Source organism: Bradyrhizobium oropedii (genome assembly GCF_020889685.1).
Taxonomy (GTDB): domain Bacteria; phylum Pseudomonadota; class Alphaproteobacteria; order Rhizobiales; family Xanthobacteraceae; genus Bradyrhizobium; species Bradyrhizobium oropedii.
In genome coordinates this window covers 27,355-48,386 of record NZ_JACMYO010000019.1, presented here as the reverse complement: position 1 = coordinate 48,386, position 21,032 = coordinate 27,355, and the positions used below count along the sequence as shown (strand labels likewise).

The 21,032-nt window shown below is 57.2% G+C and carries 16 protein-coding genes; 14 read left to right on the top strand and 2 right to left on the bottom strand.

Features of this window, described 5'->3' with window-relative positions; all coding sequences use genetic code 11:
- The first annotated feature begins 9 nt into the window (after positions 1-9).
- The 6 genes from H8A95_RS08115 to H8A95_RS44110 are packed head-to-tail and all read left to right on the top strand — an operon-like array spanning position 10 to position 6,310.
- Positions 10-870 carry a carbohydrate ABC transporter permease gene (locus tag H8A95_RS08115; protein WP_229167527.1) on the top strand — a complete coding sequence of 287 codons (861 nt, stop codon included), beginning with the start codon at positions 10-12 and terminating at the stop codon, positions 868-870.
- Positions 867-1,808: a ribokinase gene (locus H8A95_RS08110; protein WP_229167528.1), complete on the top strand. Its 942-nt coding sequence runs from the start codon at positions 867-869 to the stop codon at positions 1,806-1,808. Before H8A95_RS08115 ends, H8A95_RS08110 begins: the two co-directional genes overlap by 4 nt.
- Positions 1,805-2,575: an SDR family NAD(P)-dependent oxidoreductase gene (locus H8A95_RS08105; RefSeq protein WP_229175322.1), complete on the top strand. Its 771-nt coding sequence runs from the start codon at positions 1,805-1,807 to the stop codon at positions 2,573-2,575. The genes H8A95_RS08110 and H8A95_RS08105 overlap by 4 nt, the downstream gene beginning before the upstream one ends.
- Positions 2,568-3,392 (top strand): HAD-IIA family hydrolase, encoded by an 825-nt coding sequence (locus H8A95_RS08100; protein ID WP_229167530.1) that lies wholly within the window; start codon positions 2,568-2,570, stop codon positions 3,390-3,392. Before H8A95_RS08105 ends, H8A95_RS08100 begins: the two co-directional genes overlap by 8 nt.
- Positions 3,392-4,501, top strand: coding sequence for an ABC transporter ATP-binding protein (locus H8A95_RS08095; RefSeq protein WP_229182703.1), 1,110 nt, complete (start codon positions 3,392-3,394; stop codon positions 4,499-4,501). Before H8A95_RS08100 ends, H8A95_RS08095 begins: the two co-directional genes overlap by 1 nt.
- 54 nt (positions 4,502-4,555) lie before the next feature.
- A complete protein-coding gene (locus tag H8A95_RS44110; protein WP_229167532.1) occupies positions 4,556-6,310 on the top strand; it encodes a phosphoenolpyruvate hydrolase family protein in 1,755 nt (584 codons plus the stop codon).
- A 162-nt stretch (positions 6,311-6,472) separates the two neighbouring features.
- Here H8A95_RS44110 and nodU read toward each other — a convergent pair whose 3' ends face one another.
- Positions 6,473-8,185 (bottom strand): nodulation protein NodU, encoded by a 1,713-nt coding sequence (gene nodU / locus H8A95_RS08085; protein WP_229182702.1) that lies wholly within the window; start codon positions 8,183-8,185, stop codon positions 6,473-6,475.
- A 1,254-nt stretch (positions 8,186-9,439) separates the two neighbouring features.
- On the opposite strand from nodU, the gene H8A95_RS08080 reads away from it, so the two are divergent.
- The 6 genes from H8A95_RS08080 to H8A95_RS08055 all read left to right on the top strand — a co-directional run bounded on the left by H8A95_RS08080 (position 9,440) and on the right by H8A95_RS08055 (position 16,711).
- Complete coding sequence (locus H8A95_RS08080; RefSeq protein WP_229182701.1) at positions 9,440-9,817, top strand: SgcJ/EcaC family oxidoreductase; 378 nt, start codon at positions 9,440-9,442, stop codon at positions 9,815-9,817.
- A 417-nt stretch (positions 9,818-10,234) separates the two neighbouring features.
- Positions 10,235-11,749, top strand: a complete 1,515-nt coding sequence (locus H8A95_RS08075) for an amidase (protein WP_229182700.1) — start codon at positions 10,235-10,237, stop codon at positions 11,747-11,749.
- A 205-nt stretch (positions 11,750-11,954) separates the two neighbouring features.
- The gene (locus H8A95_RS08070) at positions 11,955-13,130 is read left to right on the top strand and encodes a sugar ABC transporter substrate-binding protein (protein ID WP_229182699.1); all 1,176 of its coding nucleotides are present in this window, start codon (positions 11,955-11,957) and stop codon (positions 13,128-13,130) included.
- 71 nt (positions 13,131-13,201) lie between these two features.
- Complete coding sequence (locus H8A95_RS08065; RefSeq protein ID WP_229182698.1) at positions 13,202-14,164, top strand: ABC transporter permease; 963 nt, start codon at positions 13,202-13,204, stop codon at positions 14,162-14,164.
- Complete coding sequence (locus H8A95_RS08060; protein WP_229182697.1) at positions 14,161-15,702, top strand: sugar ABC transporter ATP-binding protein; 1,542 nt, start codon at positions 14,161-14,163, stop codon at positions 15,700-15,702. Before H8A95_RS08065 ends, H8A95_RS08060 begins: the two co-directional genes overlap by 4 nt.
- The gene (locus H8A95_RS08055) at positions 15,683-16,711 is read left to right on the top strand and encodes an ABC transporter permease (RefSeq protein ID WP_229182696.1); all 1,029 of its coding nucleotides are present in this window, start codon (positions 15,683-15,685) and stop codon (positions 16,709-16,711) included. The genes H8A95_RS08060 and H8A95_RS08055 overlap by 20 nt, the downstream gene beginning before the upstream one ends.
- A 1,525-nt stretch (positions 16,712-18,236) precedes the next feature.
- Here the strand turns inward: H8A95_RS08055 and H8A95_RS08050 are convergent.
- Positions 18,237-18,809, bottom strand: coding sequence for a hypothetical protein (locus H8A95_RS08050; RefSeq protein ID WP_229182695.1), 573 nt, complete (start codon positions 18,807-18,809; stop codon positions 18,237-18,239).
- 140 nt (positions 18,810-18,949) lie between these two features.
- On the opposite strand from H8A95_RS08050, the gene H8A95_RS08045 reads away from it, so the two are divergent.
- Both H8A95_RS08045 and H8A95_RS08040 read left to right on the top strand, forming a co-directional pair.
- Positions 18,950-20,203 (top strand): Tm-1-like ATP-binding domain-containing protein, encoded by a 1,254-nt coding sequence (locus H8A95_RS08045; protein WP_338027795.1) that lies wholly within the window; start codon positions 18,950-18,952, stop codon positions 20,201-20,203.
- The gene (locus H8A95_RS08040; protein WP_229182693.1) at positions 20,190-21,020 is read left to right on the top strand and encodes a phosphoenolpyruvate hydrolase family protein; all 831 of its coding nucleotides are present in this window, start codon (positions 20,190-20,192) and stop codon (positions 21,018-21,020) included. Before H8A95_RS08045 ends, H8A95_RS08040 begins: the two co-directional genes overlap by 14 nt.
- The last annotated feature ends 12 nt before the right edge of the window (positions 21,021-21,032 follow it).

Sequence of the window (21,032 nt, the reverse complement as noted above, 5' to 3'; positions counted from 1 at the left end):
AGGCAACCTATGCGATTGAAACGCCCGACCTCCACCAATTTGATTCTGAACCTGCTCGTCGGCATTTGCGCATTGATCCTGGCCTTTCCACTCGTCTGGATCGTGATGACGTCGCTAAAGCAGCAGGCTGAGGTGATGACCTGGCCGCCAACCTTCCTGTTCGTGCCGACACTGGATAATTTTCGTGTCTTGTTTGATGTCGCACAGGCCGGGGCGACCAGCTATGGCACCATCAAAGTCGACTTCTTAACGCCGATCACGAACAGCGTCGTCATTGCGCTGGGCTCCGTAATCATCTCTCTGCTCATTGGGGTGCCCGCCGGCTACGTCCTGGCGAGGCGAGACATACCCCTCAAGGAAGACATTGCCTTCTTCATTTTGGGCTTCCGCTTTGCCCCGGTCCTTTTGGTCGTCATCCCGCTCTTCAGCGTGTTTCAGGCGATTGGACTGTATGACACCTATATCGGGATGATCTGGGTCTACCAAGTCGTCACATTGCCAATGATTGTTTGGCTGAGCCGCTCCTATATCGAAGAGATCCCGAAAGACATCGAGGAGGCAGCTGCCATGGATGGCGCCAAACCGGTCCGAGTCGTGCTGCACATCGTACTGCCGCTTCTGAAACCGGGCCTGATCGGAGCCTCGTTGCTGATCTTTCTACTCGCTTGGCATAACTTCGCCTTAGGTCTGATTCTTAGTTCGACCAAGGCGCCGGTAACGGTCGCTCTTCTCAAGTTGCTCAATCCAGGCGTGCAGTTTTACCCGGTCATGGCCGCAGGGCTGGTTGTGACGATGGTCATTCCCGTCATTCTGATCGTAATCGGTCAGCGTCACCTTGAACGCGGCCTAACCTTCGGTGCCGTAAAATGAGCGTCCGGCCATTGATGTTCTTCGGAACGACGAATCTCGATCTGTGCTTCAATGTCGAGCGGCTTCCAACGCCGGGTGAAAGCCTGATGGGTACGGTGAGCCGTCACCCTGGAGGAAAGGGCGCGAACCAAGCCGTTGCTGCCGCCCGGCTCGGCCTGAAACCACACTTCTACACGCATCTCGGTGATGATGATGCCGGTCAGTCGCTTTTAAAATCGCTGATGGAAGCTGGCGTTTGCACTGACGCAATTACGGTCTGTGCAGGCGAAGTCTCGGGCTTGGCCTTGGTTATGGTCGCTGACGACGGCTCCAACATGATCGTCATAGACCCAGGCGCCAATTCGAAGGTGGGGCCGGACATGATCGAGAGCGCAACCAAATTCATCGAGCGCGATTCAATCGTCGTCGCCGAAATGGGGATGCCGATCCCTGCGCTCAATCGGCTCTTCGAGATGAAGCGAAAAAAAGGCTTTGAGCTTATTTTCAACCCGGCTCCGGTGAGGCCAGGTCTTCCATCGGCGGCGTGGAGAAGCGTAGATTTCGTCACGCCGAACCAGACGGAAGCGTTCGAGCTGACAGGCATCGAAGTGTGTGACTTCGATAGCGCCGCGCGCGCGGCGGGGAAGCTGCTTGATCTCGGGCCCGGTGCCGCGCTGATCACGCTCGGGGCGCAGGGAGCTTATTATGCTGATGCCACGCGCTCCTTTGCTCTGCGGGCGTTTCCCGTCAAGGTCGTCGATACCACGGCCGCAGGCGATGCTTTCAATGGTGCATTCGCAGCATCGCTCGCTCAGCGGCTGCCTCTAGAGGAAGCAGTGAGGAAGGCGCTAGCGGTTGCAGCGTTATGTGTAACACGGCGCGGTGCTCAAAGCTCAATGCCGACAGCCCAGGCAGTTGACGAGTTTCTACAGTCTCAAACGATCTTGGAGTTGGAATGACCGAACAGTTCTCAGTTTCAGACCGAACGGTGCTCGTCACCGGGGCAGGTGGCGGTATTGGCTCTGCCATTGCTAATGCGTTTCGCCAGGGAGGCGCGAACGTCGTCGCCACCGATGCCAATCTAGAGAACCTCAGAGATACTCTGCCAAGACTGCCCTATGGCAACGGCATACTGCCCATGGCTATGGATGTCGCGCGCGAGGAAGACGTCGGAAGGGTCCTCGAAGAGATCGCCAAGCACTTTGGCCGGCTGGACGTGTTGGTCAATAATGCAGGCATAAAGTCGGCCCAGCCATTGCTTAGCGGCAGCGCTGAGAAAATTGAACGTACGATCCAGATCAACTCAATCGCTATCCTGCGCTGTTCAAAACTGGTCGTCGAGCGCTTCATGAAAAGCAAGGGCGGCCGCATTGTCAATGTCGGCTCCTCCCTGTCATCGCAAGGTGCAGTTTTCAACTACCAGGCCGGCGGAGGCGACTATTGTCTTTCGAAGGCAATCGTTCACGACTTAACCAAACTACTTGCCTATGAATGCGCGCCCCTCAGCATCAACGTGAACGCGATCGCGCCTGGCATCATTGATACTCCCATGCACGGTCGACCGCGGGAGGAGACCGAAGCGCGCCATGGTGGTCGGATTCCGTTGGGACGGGTTGGAGTGCCAGAGGATATCGCGGGGCTGGCGGTCTTCCTCGCGAGTCCTGCGGCTTCCTACATGACAGGACAGATCGTTCACGTGAACGGCGGGATGCTGATGAATGGCTAGCCCAAGCTCTCACCTCAACTGGCCGTCGGTCGCTGGGATCATTTCGGATCTCGATGGCGTCCTCTATCGCGGAGATGCCGCAATTGTCGATGCCATAGAAGCGTTTACGCGATGGCGGGCGGCCGGACTGCCGTTCTGCTTCGTGACAAACAATTCGACCCACACGCAGGAGGACGTCGCTCGCAAATTGGAAGCGTTTGGCCTTGCAATCGCGCCGAACGAAGTGGTTACTAGCGCGATTGCGGCCGCAGAACTCGCGCGCGCGAAGTACCCGGACGCGAGCCGCGTATATGTCATCGGCGCGACCTCCCTTGTGAATGCGGTCGTCGCGGTAGGTCTGGACGTGACTGACCAAGAGCCGGAGATCGTGGTGATGGGTCTCGATCGCCACATCACACATGAGAAGATGCGGATTGCTGTTGAGGCGATTTTGAACGGAGCCGCCCTCATCGGCACCAACCCTGACCTCCTATTGCCGACCGCCAATGGATTCGAACCGGGAGCGGGAGCAACAATTACGGCTGTGGCTGCTGCCGCCCAGGTCAAACCCCTGATCGTTGGTAAGCCCGAGCCACACATGATCGAAACGGCGCTTTCCCGCTTAGGGACGGTGCGCAGTGCCACACTGATGATCGGTGACCAGGTTGCGACGGATATTCAGGCCGGTAAGCGAGCTGGCCTTCCAACCGTGCTGGTCACGACCGGCGTTCCGCCGCGAGAGAACCCCACCCTGGCGCGACCAGATTTCATCGTATCGAGCCTGGCAGACATTGAGATCCCGGCCCTGGTTGGAAGCCCGCGACAGAGGAGAGCGTGATGGCCGACGTTCGTCTGGAAGGCCTCAGCAAGGCCTACGGGACTATCCAGGTACTGCGGAACATCGACCTGGTAATCGACCATGGCGAGTTCGTCGTCTTCGTCGGACCATCCGGGTCGGGTAAGTCGACGCTGCTGCGCATGATCGGAGGGCTGGAGCGAATTAGCGGTGGGCGTCTGCTGATCGATAACGAAGTCGTCAACGACGTTGACGCGGCTGATCGTAACCTTGGCATGGTGTTTCAGAGCTACGCTCTCTATCCGCATATGACTGTCCGCGAGAATCTCGCCTTTCCTCTACGCATGGCGAAACTTAGTAAAGCCGAGATTGATACCAGGGTTGCGCAGACTGCGTCGCTGTTGCAAATGGATCATCTCTTGGATCGTAAACCTCGACACCTGTCCGGCGGGCAGCGGCAGCGCGTGGCAATCGGGCGTGCCATTGTGCGTGAGCCAAAGGTGTTCTTATTCGATGAGCCGTTGTCCAACCTGGATACGGAATTGCGCGTCCAAATGCGGGTTCAGATTTCCAAGCTTCACAAGCAGCTTGGCAACACGATGATTTATGTGACGCACGACCAAATCGAAGCCATGACCATGGCCGACAAGATCGTCGTGCTCAAGGACGGCGTTATCGAGCAGGTGGGAAGCCCACATGATCTCTACCACAATCCGGCGTCCCGGTTTGTCGCGGGATTCATCGGCTCGCCCAAAATGAATTTCCTAGGCGGCAAGGTCGAGGCAGCGCATGAGTCGGGCATGGACGTTCGACTGGACGCGGGTGCGGTGGTCTGCGTCCCCGTGGAGCCCGACAAATCGCTCGTCGGCAAGCCGATCACGCTTGGCATTCGGCCCGATGATTTCTCCCCATCGTCCGCAGAGAAGGATATCGCGATCGATCTCGATCTCGATTTCGTCGAGCATTTTGGCAGCGTCACTTACGTTTATGGCAACGCCGGAAAGGAGGCAGTCGTGGCAAAAGCGTCAAAGCCCGATCCGCTCAAAGGCTCCGGCAAAGTTCGTCTTGCGGCTTCGCCGGCGGACTGCCATCTGTTCATGACGGACGGAAAAGCCCTGCGACGGTTGCATGCACCCGCAAATTGGAACTAATTTTAGTTAGTCGCGCCAAAAAGCGAACGCGGTCTATAGCCACGGACGGTCGAGGTGAAGGGAGGCGGTATCAGGCAGTTCTTCCGGAATTCCCGTTCGTTTGTGCTGGGGGCGGGGATCGGATCGGGCATGGCTGCGAGAGCGGCCGAACGAGCAGGGGCAGATTTCGTGCTTGCGCTCAATGCCGGCCGATTTCGCGCGATGGGCGGCTCTTCACCCGCCTCAATCCTTCCAATCCGCAATACCAATGAATTCGTCGCCGGCTTCGGTCGGACCGAGATCCTGCCCAGCACGAAATTGCCGGTATTCTTCGGCGCTTGTACCTTTGATCCGCAGCTCGATATCGATCGCTGGCTCGACCGGATCAGTAGATGGGGTTTTTCGGGGGTCACTAACTTCCCTTCGGTCATCCACATTGATGACTACAGGAGGTCGTTGCTTGAGAAATGCGGCCTAGGTTACGCCCGCGAAATTGAGCTGCTGGTGAAGGCGGCAAAACGTGGCCTGATGACGATCGCCTATACTCGGACCCAGTCCGAAGCAAGGCGCATGGTTGAAGCCGGTACTCAGGCCATCTGCATCAATTTCAATCTCAACCGTGGCGTTGAAAGCGCATCTGACCCATCGATCAGCTTGTCGGAGCTTGCCGCGCGCACGAGCGCAGTTGCGCGTGTGGCTCAATCCGTCGACCGAAACGTGATCTGCCTCCTTGGCGGCGGACCGATAACGAAGCCTGACGAACTCTTGGATATCTGCGGCGAAACGGGTGTCAAGGGCTTCATCGGGGGCTCCTCGCTCGATCGGGTCCCGCTAGAGATGTCTGTCCTTGAGGTCACCTCCGGGTTCAAGACTCTTCACTTGTTGCGGGAGAAGGTCGATCTTCTTGAGCGCCAACTCCAGTTGAGCGGCTTCAGGCACGGCGTCATCGCACAGTCCTCAATCATGAAACGCGTTCTTGAGACTGCAAGGCGCCTGGCGTCCCATCCCAGTCCTGTGCTCGTTTGGGGCGAGGCCGGCTCGGGCAAGCGGAGGATAGCCAGCCTGGTCCATGCCTTCAGCGACCGCAAGCACGCGAAGGCAGCGTTGTTTCAATGCCGACCCGGTTCGGCCATCGATACGGTCGGTGCGCTTTTCGGGGCCGAGCGCGATCAGAGCAGGAGACGCCAACTGTCGCTGCTGGAAAGTGCAAGCGATACGACCGTGTTGCTGCTGCATCTCGATCAGCTTTCGCGTGATGGACAGGAACGGCTTGCCGATTACCTCGAGACTGGTAGTTTCGCGCCCTTGAACGGCGCATCGATTGTGCGCTCCAGTGCTCGAATTATCGCAACTGCGACGGTTGCTCGCGGCGCGGGCCTTCCAACGGTGCTATGTCCCCGGCTGCTCGGCTTGTTTTCGGGGCTTGACATCAAGCTACCTGCCTTGCCAGACCGACTGGAGGACCTCCCTCAGCTGGTTCAGCATTTCACAGTCGAGGCGAAGGGGGATTCGAATGCCCAAACGCTGGCGATCGAAAATTCTGCGTTTTTGGCGCTCGCTGGCCATAATTGGCCCGGCAATTTAAGGGAATTGCGCCAGATCGTGAACCAGCTCGTGACGCTCCCAGATGCGCATATCAGCGCGGGCGTCCTCAGGCCGCTGTTGAATGCGTCGGCACCAGCTAAGCCGAAAAATGCATTCTCCGAGCGGGAATGGATCATAGAAGGCTTGAAACGGAACAGGCTTCATCGCGGAAAAACAGCTAGTTCTCTGGGGCTTTCAAGAAAAACCCTCTACAACAAAATCAAAAAGCTGCGGATCTTAGAGTAGCAGTCCCAATGTTCACGTTGCTCAAGCTAGCCGCCTCGAAGCGGCCCCGTCAAAAAGCGTGAACATTGGTTAATGACGATCCGTGCTGGCCACGGCTTACCAGCTCCATTTGCTCAGTGAATTTGGCGTGAAGCACACCGTCGGTCGCCAATCGCTCGCTCGCTACGGAGCTTTCGTCCACAGCATGCCATCGCACCATATGTGTTCCACGCGTCCCCACTCGCAGGCCGCTGCGACATGCGGGAAGAACCCACGCCCATGTTGGTTGGCGCTCGTATTGCAAAGCAGCGGAATGCCCGTGAGCGATTCGTATTCGACGAGAAGCTCGGCAATTTTGTGCCGAGAGGTCCTGCGAATCGTCTGCAATCTCGCAGATCCGTCGAGATGTACAACAGCGGGAATTTTATCCCGCCATTCTGCTCGTGTCTGGTGATCGAAAAGCATGTAAGGGTCCGGCGTCCCGGGACTGAAAATATCCGGCGCACGATCTTCCAGGCATATCGGCGCCACTGGCCGGAAGTGTTCGCGATGTTTGATGTCATTGAGATAATCCTTCATTCGCGGCGATGTGGCGGCTGCCAGAATGCTTCTGCTACCCAATGCCCGAGGTCCAAGTTCGCCGCGGCCGGCAAGAAAAACCACGGGCTTGTTACTGGCGAGAATAGTTGCGAGTTCATGCATGCTACACGGCACGGCGTCCCATTCGGGCGGCACATCGCTACCATGCAGTGCCGGACCACTGTAAACCGACCATTCCAGCGGCCCGAAGCCTTTGTCCGCCGCCATTGCAGAGCAAGCGGCCCCGATCGCAGAACCACTGTCGTTCGGAAAGGGAGGCACCCAGACTGCGTCGAACAGGGCTGTCGCACGTAGTGCACTGTTCCACTTGATATTGAGCCCGCAGCCACCGGCTATGCACAAATTGCGTGTCGCAAAGCACGAGTGCCGCTGCAAAGCAATTGCCAATTCGCGCACGAGCAGACGCTCGAGGAAGCAATGAAACGATGCGAGCACATCTTCGGGTGCCTTGGCCTCCAACCGGCGCTCGCTAGCATCGAAGAAACCATGCACAGCCGCAAGCTCAGATTCCATACTCTGGATGTCGGTACGATAAGTGGCAAGCTTCGTGTCAGCCGCAAAGTGCTGCTGGTAGAGCTCCTGAAAGAGCGCGACGATGGTTTCTTCAACGGACCCGAGGGCGATATAGGCCATCAGCTTGCCTGCAAGACCCAAGTTGAGCTTGCCAGCACCGCCAGGGTCCAGCTTGCCGGGGTCGCCCAGGTCCCAGTTGGCGCGGTTCGCCTGCTTGTACGGTCCAAAGTGAAGGCCTGCAGCGGCATAGACGTGCCCAATCACCGGGAACAGGCACTCGATGAACCGGGCGCCCTGGCGTCCTACATGATAGAGACGTGGAAAGGTGCCGCCATCCCACAAGAGGCAGAAAGCAGGCTGTCCAGCTTTGGCAAAGGGGCTGGTGCAGTACGCGGCGGCGAGGTGGCTCGTGACGTGCGGATAGCTTCTATAAGGGAAATCCCTGCCGTCGAGCCTGAGGCCAAAACCGTCCTGCGAGCTCAGAAGGCCCTCTGCGTGGCGTTCAATATACGATGCGCCTTTGAGAGTAATAGGAACGTTACCGCTGAGGATCTGGAACTCGGAGGCCACCTTCCCAACCCAGCCGTCGATGACGAACTGATCAACCTCCCGCGGGTCTAGGCCATGTTCCGCCAACGCCAGCACGATTGCATCGAGATTCTCGATCGTTTGATACCGCGGATTGTTGCTCCGCTTCTCCTGCTCGATACAAAAGATAAGCCGCCCGTCCTCAACAAGGGCGATCGCTCCGTCATGCGTCAGCTTGATACCGCAGATGCGCATAATGCCTCTGTGTCTAATGCGGGCAATTCGATTATTCGAGGATCAACTCGGACCGCGAGGGCATGCGGGTAAGCAGTCGCCGTGGATCGAATTATGCACGCGCCGCTCACCCTCAATCTCGATCAGCATGTCATCCAGCGCGTATGTCCTGACGGTGTTGGCATCAGCGGCGTGCTCCAACCGGAGGTCCGATCATTAGATGCCGCGCGTAGTGCAGTGCATGATTTGCGCCAATGCGAAGGAAGCCATGGTGGTTTCCCGGTCGACTCTCGCATTCACGACCGAGCAGTGCATCGGGATCGAGAACGCCGCTCAGTACTTCAATCCGATCTCGACCATCGTGAAGGGAGGGATTCCTTTGCAGAGGAAAGTACAAGCTGTAGCAGGGGCGCGGGACACCTCATTCTCCTAGTCAGCTCCAATTGGCTCGCTTCGCCAGGGTCGGTTGCGTCTTTGCAACATTGTCTGTTCTCGCATGATCACAGGACGGGACGACTTCTTAATTTCAAAGCGCGTGCCAATAGCCAGTGCTGCTTTTCTTTACTTATTCTCATCGGGCGGGTGTCGCGAATAGAACGGAATGACCTGATCCCGACAGTGCGTTTGGCGCCCAACGGAGAAGTGGGGATGGCCGCAGAGGCTGCCAAACAGCGACGTCTAGTAACAGCGCGATGGAGTGACGGGGCCATGACGTTCAGGGCACCAGGGTTTGCGTGGATTGGATGATAGACGCTGGAGAGCAGGCAATTATCGTAAGAAATCGCGGCCCGCTCGGGGATGCAGTGAGGCGCTGCGGGCAGCGCGCCGAAGAGGTCCCACGGGCGCGAATACCTTAGGACTGGGCGCATCCTCGTCGTTGCGCTAATCTTGGTCGCTTACGACTCTGCTTCGACACTCCAGTCGAATTAGTCGAACTGGGCCTTTCTGCGCCTGGAGCCCACACAGCGCGGGCGGGCTGTAATGTCCTTCGGCATTTCGATGGTTTCAGCCAAGGCAATCGCACCCAGAATAAATCAGCTGTTTGGCTGCGGTCGCGTATTCAAGCTGCCGAGCGCCACACTGTTGGTCGACAACGTACGCGATACTGTCAGCCTTTACTTACTCCCGCCGAACCTGGTTCCTTGTCCTCAGCATGGATAAAGAAAAGTGAGACTTAGCCGCTTTATCGCAAGCAGCCGGCCTTGCGGATAATAGTGGCGTAGCGGAAGGTGCATTCCAGCTCCGTCAACTTGTCAGCCAGACTCGAGATTTGTAGTGAACAACGAACCCTTGATGCCGGACATCCGCGAGTTCCTAGGGCTCTGGGAGCGAACTTTCAACACGCACGCACCGGATCGTCTGGCTGCGTTATACACAGATGACGCGATGCTTCACGGTACATCGAGCGCTAAGCTCTATATCGGCGTCAAAGAGATAGGCACTTATTTTCACGGCAGCGCTACCGTGAAAATGGACGTATGGCATTCCGTGGTGTTGGCGCACAACGTTTCCTTGGTGGTGGGAAGTTATGTCTTTTCACAGCTGTGGAAAGGTCATCAGGTAACCACGCCGGCTCGATTCACTTTCGTACTACGTCGCCAGGACGGCGAGTGGAAAATCGTACATCACCACTCATCCGCGACCCCAGACTGAAGGCCGAACCAAGCTAATACGCGCGGATATGCAAGCTCGTCAGCTCTTCATCCCGGCTATGCGGGTCCGAGAGGCATCACACTGCGGACGCCGGCTACTTACCGCCTATGGCTCTTCATTTTGACTGATGCGTTTACGCCGGCAGCGGCAAGGTGCCCTAGCCGCTTCTGCCGAGCCGGTCGCCACATACAATTATTGGTTGCATTTTCAGCATGCGGTCGTGCGCGAAAAGAAGCGCTGCCGATGGCGTGTGAGTGGAAAATTTCTGCTCTCGGCGGCCTCTTTCTTGGCGGAATTACCCAAATTTACCCACTGTGAACGATCCACTTCAGGTTCGACCAACCTGCAGTCGAATAGGCTTGCCGTATTGAACCCATCGCAGAGTGGGTCTGCCGTCGGAAAGTACAGGAGCGCCCAGTGTCAGTTGTCCCGCCCACACCCGCCCAGTTGCGTGATGTCGCCTCACAATGCGGCCTTTCACTTACCGACGAGGACATCGTCTCCTTCCGCGGCCTGATCAACCAATCCCTCGAAGCTTACAGATACATCGAAGCCGTTCCGGACGAGTTGCCTCCGGTGAAATATGCGCGCACCCCGGGTTATCAACCCCTGGTAGAAGAAAATCTGCACAACGCCTGGTACCGCAAGGCGAGGATCGAAGGAGCGCCGGGCGGAAAACTCAAGGGTAAGACCGTCGCTCTAAAAGATAACGTCATGTTGGCCGGGGTCCCAATGATGAACGGTTCGGCGACACTCGAGGGATTCGTACCAGATATCGACGCAACCATTGTCACTCGCATGCTTGATGCGGGTGCCGAAATTGCAGGTAAAGTGCATTGCGAATGCTTTTGCACATCCGGTGGTAGCCATACCGGTGCGCTCGGACCGGTGCACAATCCTCATAGAATGGGTTACTCTGCGGGCGGCTCCTCTTCGGGCTCGGCTGTTGTTGTGGCGCTTGGCGAAGTCGATATGGCGATCGGCGGCGACCAGGGCGGCTCAATACGCATGCCGTCCTCGTTTTGCGGTATCTACGGGATGAAGCCTACTTGGGGTCTTGTCCCCTATACCGGCATCATGCCTAACGAGCTGACGCTCGACCACACGGGCCCGATGACCGCAACGGTCGCCGACAATGCGTTGCTCTTGGAGGTGATCGCCGGAGATGATGGTTACGATCCGCGCATCAAAGCACCAAAAGTCGAAGAGTACACGAAAGCACTCGGTCAAAGCGTCAGCGGATTGAAGATCGGCGTTCTGAAGGAGGGCTTCGAACAGCCCGGGGCGGAAGCTGGCGTCAATGGAGCGGTTCGTGAAGCGGCCAAACGCTTCAAGGACCTTGGGGCCTCGGTTGAAACGGTCTCTGTACCAATGCACCTCCAAGGTGCCGCGATCTGGACGCCGATCGGCACCGAGGGCGCCACACAAACCATGATGTTCGGCGACGGCTTTGGTACCAGCCGATCCGACCTCTTTTCACTGTCGCTCATGGACTTCCATCGAGGGTGGCGCCAGAAGGCGAACTCCCTGTCCGAGCAGGCCAAGTTGTTCCTGTTGCTCGGCACCTACGTAAACAATACGTACGGGCCGCGATTCTACGGCAAGGCCGTCAACGTGTCTCGCCGCCTGAGTGCAGCTTACGACAAGACCCTTAAGGACTACGATCTGCTTCTTATACCGACGACGCCGATGAAGGCGACGCAACTCCCTCCACATGACGTCAGCCGAGAGGATTATATCGCTCGCGCGACAGAGATGTTCACCAACACGGCTCCGTTCAACATCACGCACCATCCGGCTATGTCGCTGCCATGCGGAATGGTGGATGGCCTGCCGGTGGGCTTGATGCTCGTTGGTCGCCACTTCGAGGAAGCAACCATCTACAGGGCGGCGCATGCGTTCGAGCGGATCGGAGACTGGAAGAAGATGTGACTAGAGCATGATGCCGGCAGCAACGGACCACCGCAGCGTCCGCGTTACGTTGTGAAACTCTTCGCTTAGCCGGGGTGACCGTTCTGACGGATAGGAAAACACGTTCTCTGTTCCGAATTGTTCCATCGTGAAGACGTGCGCCTGCCGACCGACGTAAACGAAAGGCAAATCATCTACAACAAACAAGTACGAGGAGGGTCAATCAATGCGAAGACTGTCGACTTACCTTTTTGCTACCGCGGCATTCCTGGGCGTTGCGGGTGGTGCGAGCGCTGAGGATGTCCTGTCTGAAGTTTCCACATTGGAAAACGAATATTTCAATAACTGGTCGCAAGGTGCCGAACAGGCCGCAAAATCCCTTAGTCTAAACTATCGCATCCTTTCGGGCAAAGGTGATGCCGCAAAGCAGATCGAAATCTATGAGGCTCAATTCGGTGCCGGTGTCAGGATCACGTTCGGCGAGAATCTCGTTGCGGCGAACATAAAGCCCATCGTTGAGATGGCGAAGAAGGTCGGTGCGGTGCATGTTGCCGTTTGGGAATCGTTGCCCGGCTTCCATCCGTTGGATGCGGGGGGCGACAACTATGCTTTTGCAACGTTCTTCTCGCCGGACGATGTCGAAAATAGCTATAGAATTGCCAAATTGCTTTTTGACAAGATCGGAGGAAAAGGCAACGTCGCGCACATTACTGGTTTTCCCGGGGTAGATGCAGACATTTCCAGGACCGCGGGTTTCGATAAAGCCTTAGCCGAATATCCCAACATCAAGCTCGTCGCGCGCCAACCGGGAAAATGGAATCAGGTTGACTCTCGCAAGGTCATGGAAGACCTGTTAGTGGCTCACTCCAAGATTGATGCTATCTTCGGGCAAAACGACTCGATTGCACTGGGCGCGATGCAAGCCGTCGAAGACGCTGGTGTGCACATTCCGATCGTCGGCCTCGATGGCAATCGAGAAACCCTCAAGCTGGTGAAGGAAGGCCGCATTCTTGCGACAATGGGCTTTACCCCACAGTGGCAAGCCGGTTTTGCCCTCGTGCGGGCATACGATGTCGCAAAGGGATTTAAGCCGAGCCCATGCGAACGCATGATGTACACGGGAGCCACGCTGATAACCGCTCAGAATGTGGACAAGTATCAAGCGTTTCTCGCCGGCGAGAAGCTTCCGTTTGATTGGAAGAAAATGTCGCGGGTTCTTCATCCCAGCGACTGGGATGCTCAAAACTATGTGTGGCCGATCGACGTGAAGACGTACTGGGGAGCGCGCACGCCGGCCGGATACAAATTTCCGAAGGCTTATCAAGACGCCGTTGATTCCGGTTGCGTGGATCAGCTCAAGGCCGAGTATAACGGCCACTATAAGCAGCGCATTCCCGAGTGATAGCTTCGGTGCCCCTCTCTCTCGCTCTGGAGAGGGGCATCGTGTTTACCTCACGTTGACGGACCGCAAAAATGCTAGAAGCGTCGGTGGTTGGACGTAGAGATAGCGAGCTATGGCGGCGTGCCATAACGATCGTCGTCTTTACCATCGCGATTATATCTTTTGGTGTCGCGGCTCCATCGTTCTTCACCATCGCAAATATCAGGGCAATCGAACTATCGAGTTCTGTCCTCTTGATCGCATCCATCGGGGCGACCTTCGTGATCCTGATGGGCTCTATCGACCTATCGATCGGAGCGGTTGCTAGCTTTTGCGGCATGCTGGTCGCTCGGCTCGCGCCAGACCTGGGCTTATGGTCGGTTCCCATCGCGTGTTTGGTCGGCTTGGTGTTTGGTGCGATCAATGGGCTGGTCTACGTCTATCTCAGAATTCCCTCGATTCTGGTGACGCTTGGAACAGCAACAACCATTTCAGGAGCGGTGCTTTTCATCTCAGATGGCCGGTCCTTATCAGTATCGCACGCGGCCGTAATCGATATGGCCCAGGGCGCGCTGGCCATTATGGTCCCCAATGCGGTACTGGTTTCGGCGGGGATCTACGGTGTTGCCGTTCTCGTAGGTGATCGCACGCGTTTCGGACGGATGACGCTCGCGATCGGAAGCGACGAGCAAGTAGCCGCGCTCATCGGAGTTAAGGTCAATACGATCAAAATCCAGGCGTTTGCATTGTCCGGCCTTCTTGCAGGAGTTGCCGGTGTCCTGTTGGCCGCTCGTCTGGGGTCCGCCACAGTCACAATGGGCAGTTATATGACTCTCGACACGATCACCGCAGTGGTCGTTGGCGGAACTGCGATAACGGGCGGGTTAGGCAACGTGCGCCTGACGATAATCGGGGTTCTTTTCATAACGATCCTTTCAGACGGCATGAACATTCTTGCCCTGCCGCCCTATCTACAAACAATCATTCAAGGGACCGTCATTCTGCTCGCTGTTCTTCTGAACACGAATCGTGCGAGCGCGGAGGACGTGAAATGAGCGGCGTGCCGACGCCCATCTACACGATGCGCAATGGGTCGAAGCGCTTCAATGGCATTTGCGTGGTCGAAGGGATCGATCTCGATGTATTTCCGAACGAAATAGTTGGGATTGCCGGCGAAAACGGAGCGGGCAAATCAACGACCCTCAAAATGATTGCCGGCATCCATACACCGAACGCGGGAAGTATGAGACTTTTCGGCAAGAGCTTCACGCCGACAAGCTATACTGAGGCCGTCGAGGCCGGTATTTCGATGGTCTTTCAGGAGCAGGCCCTTATTCCAAGCCTGGCTGTCTACGAAAATATATTTCTCTCTTTAGAAGCCAACTTTGCCAATCGGATAGGCATCGTCGACAGACGAGCGATGATAGCCGTCAGCGAAAGACATCTCAAAGACCTCGGTCTTGACTACATCGATCCGTGCCGTCGCACAGGCGACTACGCGTTTCACGATCGGCAGATGATCGAGATTGCCAAGGCGTTCGTTTTGGCCGAGCATTGCCATATTGATCATCCAATCATCCTGCTCGACGAACCGACAGCGGCAATCGGCGAGCGACAGATCAAAATTCTCTTTGAGTCGATTCGACGGTACCGTCGTCGCGCTTCATTTGTACTTATTACTCACCGTCTCGTGGAATACGTAGAGCTTTGCGACCGCATCTACGTGTTCAAGGACGGGCGAAATGTTGGCGAGTTCGCAGGAGAACAGATCTCCGAACAAAGCCTTCATCGGGCAATGGTGGGCCGAGCGCGAGACGACGAATACTTCATGGAAAAGCGCCAGCTGAAACTCGAGGGGGCGCCCATCGCGGTCTCAGTCAAGGGTCTAAGCGGCCACAACGTCCAGAATGTCAGTTTTGAGCTTCGCAAAGGTGAGATCCTTGGAATTGGTGGCCTCGTCGGATGCGGCAAGGAGGCTGTAGCCAAAGCCGTCGTCGGATTTGAACCCTTTCCCCCAAACGGCACCATCGAAGTGGGCGGCGAAGCGTTGCCGCTTCGCGGACGTGGAAAAGCGGCGATGTTGCGCGGCATGGGTTTTGTCCCCAAAGAACGCAAGACCGAAGGCATCGTGCCTTACATGTCGGTTCAAGCAAATATGTCTTTGGCCTCGCTTCCGCTCGTCTCGCGCCTATCTGGTTTCATTTCACGCTCCCGAGAACGGCTTCTCGCCGAAAAGTACATCAATCGCTTGCGTGTGAGATGCAAAGGGCCAGCACAGCTTTGCCAGTTCCTTTCCGGGGGTAATCAACAGAAGGTGGTGATAGCTAAATGGCTGGCTCGAAAGGTTCAGGTGATGGTCCTCGACAATCCCACGCGCGGCGTCGATGTCGGCGCTAAACAAGAGATCTACGGCGTCCTGAGGGACTTGGCTGAGGAGGGCGTAGCTGTTCTTCTCGTCACAGACGATCTGCCTGAGCTTATTGGAATGTCAAACCGCATCCTCGTGATGCGAGAGGGAGAAATTCAGTTCTTGTGCAACGCGCCTGCCGATAACAAGCCAACGGAGCAGGAACTTGTCCAACACATGGTATGAGCCGCAGACGACTGGGTCGACAGCAGGTGTAGAAGCAAAAGTGCAGATTGCCCAGTTTTACAACCGTCACCGTCCCATCATAAATGCAATAGGGCCATTGTTGCTGCTGATGGCGATGGCCGCGGTGTTCGCCTCGATCAATCCGCGCTTTTTGAGTTGGATAAATCTTTTTAATCTGATGCGGCAGTCCTCGATCCTGCTGATCGTCTCAACAGGCATCACATTCGTAATTCTCATGGGAGCGCTCGACCTTTCGGTTGGAGCCATCGTGACACTTGTGGCAATTTCGTCTGCGGTTCTGATCCGTGACTTTGATGTAGGTGCGGCTGGAATAGCCGTCGCTGCCGCAGGCATTGGAGCTCTGTGTGGCCTCGTCAATGCTGCGCTCGTCCTTCGACTACGGCTGCCGTCTTTCGTTGCCACACTAGGCACGATGACTATTCTTGGCGGCGTGTCCACGTGGATCAGCGGCGGTGCCAATGTGTTCTTTCAGAGCCCCAACCTGACGTGGATTGGTTCCGGTTCTGTGATCGGTCGTATTCCGAACTCTGGAGTTTTCGCACTTCTCATTTTTGTCGTCGCGTCCTTTGTCGGTGCGAGAAGCCACTTCGGAAGAGCCCTTTTTGCGATCGGCGGTGGTGGCCTAACTGCTCGACTTTCGGGGATTGACGTTCTTCGCACCAAAGCCGCCGCATTTGTGGTCTCCGGAATGCTTTGCGGAGTTGCGGGCTTGCTCCTTGTCGCGCGGACATCGACGGGAACGTCGCGCATGGGAGACGATCTGCTGCTCCAGGCGATCGCCGCGGTCGTGATGGGCGGAACCGCGCTATCTGGAGGTTCAGGCGGAGTCCATCGAACGCTGACCGGTGTTCTGGTGATCGCCGTGCTGCAAAATGGTCTCAATATCGCAGGCGTACATACATACCTGCAAATCATGGTGACGGGCCTCATCGTAGTTCTATCTGTTACAATAACTCTCGATCGATCTAGGCTAGCCTCCATTAAATAACGGCGCGTTGTAGTCGCGATATGGACCGACAATTGCCTCCGTCTGGCCCGCGCCATCGAAACGCACATTATGCCGATAACAGGATCGGCGGCCGGATCACTCGAGCGTTTGAGGAAAAGGTACGGTCGGTCGACATCGCCGGTTAGGCTGCTGATGGCGGTTAGAAGCGAATGGCGGGTCGAGAGCTCCGTTTCTGGATGTATCAGTCGAATACCTGTCCAACTTGTTGCCGGCCCGATGTCATCAGAAAATTGCGATCGGTGAGAGGCTGCTCGCGTACACTTGCATTGCCGCGAGCATGCGGGTCCGGGCGTGGCTTCGGAAGCGAGCTGCGCTGTCGGACCCGTCGATATCTCTCTGTCGCCGGTTCCTGTGCAAGCACGGGTGTGCGGTAAGATTCCTCTGCACTAGGAAGGGAGCTCGGTTGCAAGTGATGACGAAGTGTCGGTCGCTCTGACAGCCGCGCGGGCCGATAGTGCCGGCGAGCATCTGTTAAGTGAACCGTGCCCGTGACATTCCGCAAGCATCGGGTTTCTACAGCCGTGGGCAGCTAACTGTCGCGTCAGATGGAAAAGAGCTGCGCCTGATGCGGTCGGTTTACCCAATGCTACCCAGATGCTGAGCTCGTACGCCGTGACCAATCCGACATCATTTGAATAATAGCGACCGGCGGCCAGAATTCTGTTCTGATCTCTTGGGTCCGCTGGCAGACCGGCTCGTCTGCTTTCTCCCGAGACTTGAGCCGCTGCCGGAGAAAGCCCGGCGGCGGTTTTTTTTAGCTTCATCATCGCAGTCGAGAGAGTGAGCTGATTGCAGCCAGGCCGACGGGACAGCGTAACGATGGTCGTGCCGAAACACCCGGCCCTTGCGCAATCGCATTTTAACGAAAAGAAATGACGGGCTGCGAACGAGATCATTGGACGGAGCGGCACTGGAAACGATGTGACGAGTGCTTCAGGCTCATGCGAGGCTCAAAAGGAGCTGGCGAGTTCGTCGACCTGGACGCGCGCGCTGTCCCGATGCCGTTGCACCCCCGTCGCAAAGTCGCGCGCTCGGAAATCTGTGATCCCGCGGTTCTTCAGCGGCGTCACGACGATTGCCCCATATTCTGTGACAATAGCCGCAATAGCAGCAGTTAGCGATGGGGCCGCATCCAACTGCTAGCTAATGCCTATTGCAACGCCGGCTGCGACTGATTCTGCTAGCGACGAGGTCACCTCGCGAGGCAGCCCGGCGTTGTCGCTCCGAGCAGGAAATGCACAAACTGCGCGCTGAATGCCCCCAGATGGTGAACCAGCTGTTGACGCTTCCAGATACGCATATCAGGACGTCCCTGAGACCGCTGTTGATCGCGTCCGCACCAGCCAAGTTGAAAAATGCGCTGTCAGAGTGAGAATGATTCATCGAAGGCCTGAAACGAACCAGGCTTCATCGCGGAAAGGCGGCCAGTGTTGTGGGTTTTTCAAGAAAAACCTCTCCTCAGGAAGCTGCGGATCTTGGAGAGCAGTCCCGCTCGTCACTTTGCTCAGGTTGGCCGCGTCGAAGCCGTCCCATCCAAAAGCGCGAACATTGGTAATGACGATCCATGTTGGCCAAGGCTTACCAGCTCCATCTCCTCGCTCATCGTCCGTGTAAGAGCCTCTGCTGGTAGATGGATGAGTCCGTCCAGATGGGAGCCAAGTCGCGTCTCCGCCGCGGTAATTTCGGAATCGCTCGCGATGGCAAACAACGCCTTGAAACCAAGGCTTGTGAACCATTCCATCCGCCGAAGTTCGAGCTCCTGTCCGGCATCAACAGGCACGCCTGCCGCCGACCGCTCGATCATAGATGCCGGCGGGAAATTGGCGACGCCGGTGATGCCGGCATCCTTCAACGATTCGGCAATATCCTCCCAGCACGCGAAGGGATCGATCATGAGGATCGCCGCATAGACATGAGGAGCGGACGTTGCCTTGTCGAGGGTACGCAAGTCTCGCATAAGACAGTCGTTCCAGTCGAGGATTGGCAGGGTCGCCATGACCAGCAGGGAGCCCGCCGGAAGGCTGCGCAAAGAGGGCGCGTAGACTTGCAATTGTGCGCCTTTAGCTATGTCCGACATGTGGGTGGCAAGTTTGCCGGGAACTCTCGCTCTCACCGTTTCTACCCAATCTTACCCATTTGGACGCTTCACCGATCTTATACCCGGGTATAGCCGGGTCTAGACCACCTGTTGTTAGGAATGGTTCTGGGAGGAAGATCGTGTCTCACCATTGTACGGACGACCAAAGGTCGGCCCGGGATGGTAACCTGTCCGAACTGGCGACTGGATCCGCGACCACGGACGCGGTCGCGATCGTGGCCACGCTGGATACCAAGGGCCGCGAGGCATCTTATCTCGCCGACATTATCGAGGCCTGTGGCCGCACGACCATCCTGGTCGACGTCGGCACGAAGAGGGATGACGGCGACAAACAAGCCGATGCGAAGGCTCCCGCCGAACTCCTGAAGCGGATTGCTGAAAGGACGCGCGTTAAGGTTGGTGACCTCCTGGGCTCAGGAACGATCAGCGCGATTGTCGGGGTTGCGGGGGGCAGGGGGAGCGCGGTTTTCGGCGAGGTTGTGTCTGAGCTGCCTTATGGCTTTCCGAAACTTCTGGTGAGCAGCGCAAGGCCTGCGCTACTCGCCGAATTGGCCACTCATAGCGACATCATCCTCTATCCGACGCTGGTCGATCTCTTCGGCATCAACGCCTTTACCACAAGGGTGCTCGAAAACGCGGGGCGGGCCATTGCGGCCACGCGCTATGCTCCCGTCAAGCTTGGACGAGACAAGAAGATCGTTGCGATCACTGCCTTCGGCGTGACCACGCCGGCGGCCAATCAGTGCGCAGCGCGGCTTGCCGATGCCTGCGTAGACGCCATCGTCTTTCCGGCGAACGGGGCGGGCGGTCGTAAGATGGAGCAGCTGATCGCGGCTGGTGAATTCGACGCCGTCATTGATTTGACCACAACGGAGCTCGCAGACGAAATCGTTGGAGGCACCGCAAGCGCCGGTCCGGATCGGCTCCAGGCAGCGTCGCGGCAAAAGATTCCGCAAGTGATCGCGCCCGGTGCGGTCGATATGGTCAATTTTGGCTTGCCATCGAGCGTTCCTGATCAGTTTCGCGGTCGCCAGTTCTACGCCCATACGCCTTACACGACGCTCATGCGCACAACTGCGTCTGAGAACGCGAGCATTGGCCGGCTCACGGCCGAACGGCTATCGCGAGCAAAAGGACCCACAATGGTCCTTTGGCCGGCGAAAGGCGTGTCCGATTACGACCGCCAAGGGGGCATCTTCTACGATCCCGACGCCGACAAGGCTTGGCTGGACGCGGTCAAGGAACATGTCCCCGCGCATGTCATGGTCCGCGACCTGAACTGTCACATTAACGATGGCGAGTTCGCCGAGGCTGCCGCAGCATGGATCCTGGAACAACTCACGCAAGGAGGTTCATCCCATGCGGATGTTTGAGCGAACCGAAATTCTTTCCAGGATCGAAGGACAGGTGGCGGAGCGAAAAGCAATTCTCGCGGCAGGTAGTAGCTGCGGCCTGGTCGCCAAATGTGCCGTTCTTGGAGGTGCCGACATGCTGGTGGTCTACTCGACCGGCCTATCGCGTCTGATGGGGCTTCCCACGAGCCGGATTGGCGATTCCAACGCGCGCACGCTCGAGCTTGCGGCGGAAATTCGTAATGTGGTGTCTTCGGTGCCGGTGGTTGGCGGTATCGAGGCTTGGGATCCTCTCCGGCTCGACCTCGATGATCTTTTGGACAAGTTCTGGGCTGCAGGGTTCTCCGGCGTCATCAACTATCCGACGATCTCCACCATGGGTGACAACTGGCGTGACCGCCGCGGCCGCGTCGGCCTCGGCTTTGAACGTGAGGTCGAACTGATCGCTCTCGCGCGCAAGAAGAATATCTTTTCGCTGGCCTATGTCGCGAGCCCTCAAGACGCCAAAGCCATGGCAAGTGCAGGGGCCGACTGCATCGTCCCCCATGTCGGCGCAACACGCGGCGGGCTTGTCGGTCATGAGGACGGCCAATCCATAAAAGAAGCAATCCGACGCATCAACGAGATCAACGCAGCGGCGCGAAGCGTCCGGCCGGACGTGCTCTCGCTTTGCCATGGTGGGGCAATTGCCGAGCCTGAAGATACGGTCGAGGTCTATCGGGCGACCGAGTGTGTCGGCTTTGTTGGCGCATCCTCAATCGAAAGAATTCCAATTGAGCGGGCGGTGAAAGCAGCGGCGGCGGAATTCAAAGCTGTCCCGCTTCCGCAGACTCATTGACGTTCACTGCAA

Excerpts from the sequence above, each read along its gene's own strand:
- H8A95_RS08050 (WP_229182695.1), bottom strand. The coding sequence starts at position 18,809 with ATGTCGGACATAGCTAAAGGCGCACAATTGCAAGTCTACGCGCCCTCT.
- H8A95_RS08060 (WP_229182697.1), top strand. The coding sequence starts at position 14,161 with ATGAGCGGCGTGCCGACGCCCATCTACACGATGCGCAATGGGTCGAAG.
- H8A95_RS08110 (WP_229167528.1), top strand. The coding sequence starts at position 867 with ATGAGCGTCCGGCCATTGATGTTCTTCGGAACGACGAATCTCGATCTG.
- H8A95_RS08095 (WP_229182703.1), top strand. The coding sequence starts at position 3,392 with ATGGCCGACGTTCGTCTGGAAGGCCTCAGCAAGGCCTACGGGACTATC.
- H8A95_RS08040 (WP_229182693.1), top strand. The coding sequence starts at position 20,190 with ATGCGGATGTTTGAGCGAACCGAAATTCTTTCCAGGATCGAAGGACAG.
- H8A95_RS08115 (WP_229167527.1), top strand. The coding sequence starts at position 10 with ATGCGATTGAAACGCCCGACCTCCACCAATTTGATTCTGAACCTGCTC.
- nodU (WP_229182702.1), bottom strand. The coding sequence starts at position 8,185 with ATGCGCATCTGCGGTATCAAGCTGACGCATGACGGAGCGATCGCCCTT.
- H8A95_RS08105 (WP_229175322.1), top strand. The coding sequence starts at position 1,805 with ATGACCGAACAGTTCTCAGTTTCAGACCGAACGGTGCTCGTCACCGGG.
- H8A95_RS08100 (WP_229167530.1), top strand. The coding sequence starts at position 2,568 with ATGGCTAGCCCAAGCTCTCACCTCAACTGGCCGTCGGTCGCTGGGATC.
- H8A95_RS08065 (WP_229182698.1), top strand. The coding sequence starts at position 13,202 with ATGCTAGAAGCGTCGGTGGTTGGACGTAGAGATAGCGAGCTATGGCGG.
- H8A95_RS08070 (WP_229182699.1), top strand. The coding sequence starts at position 11,955 with ATGCGAAGACTGTCGACTTACCTTTTTGCTACCGCGGCATTCCTGGGC.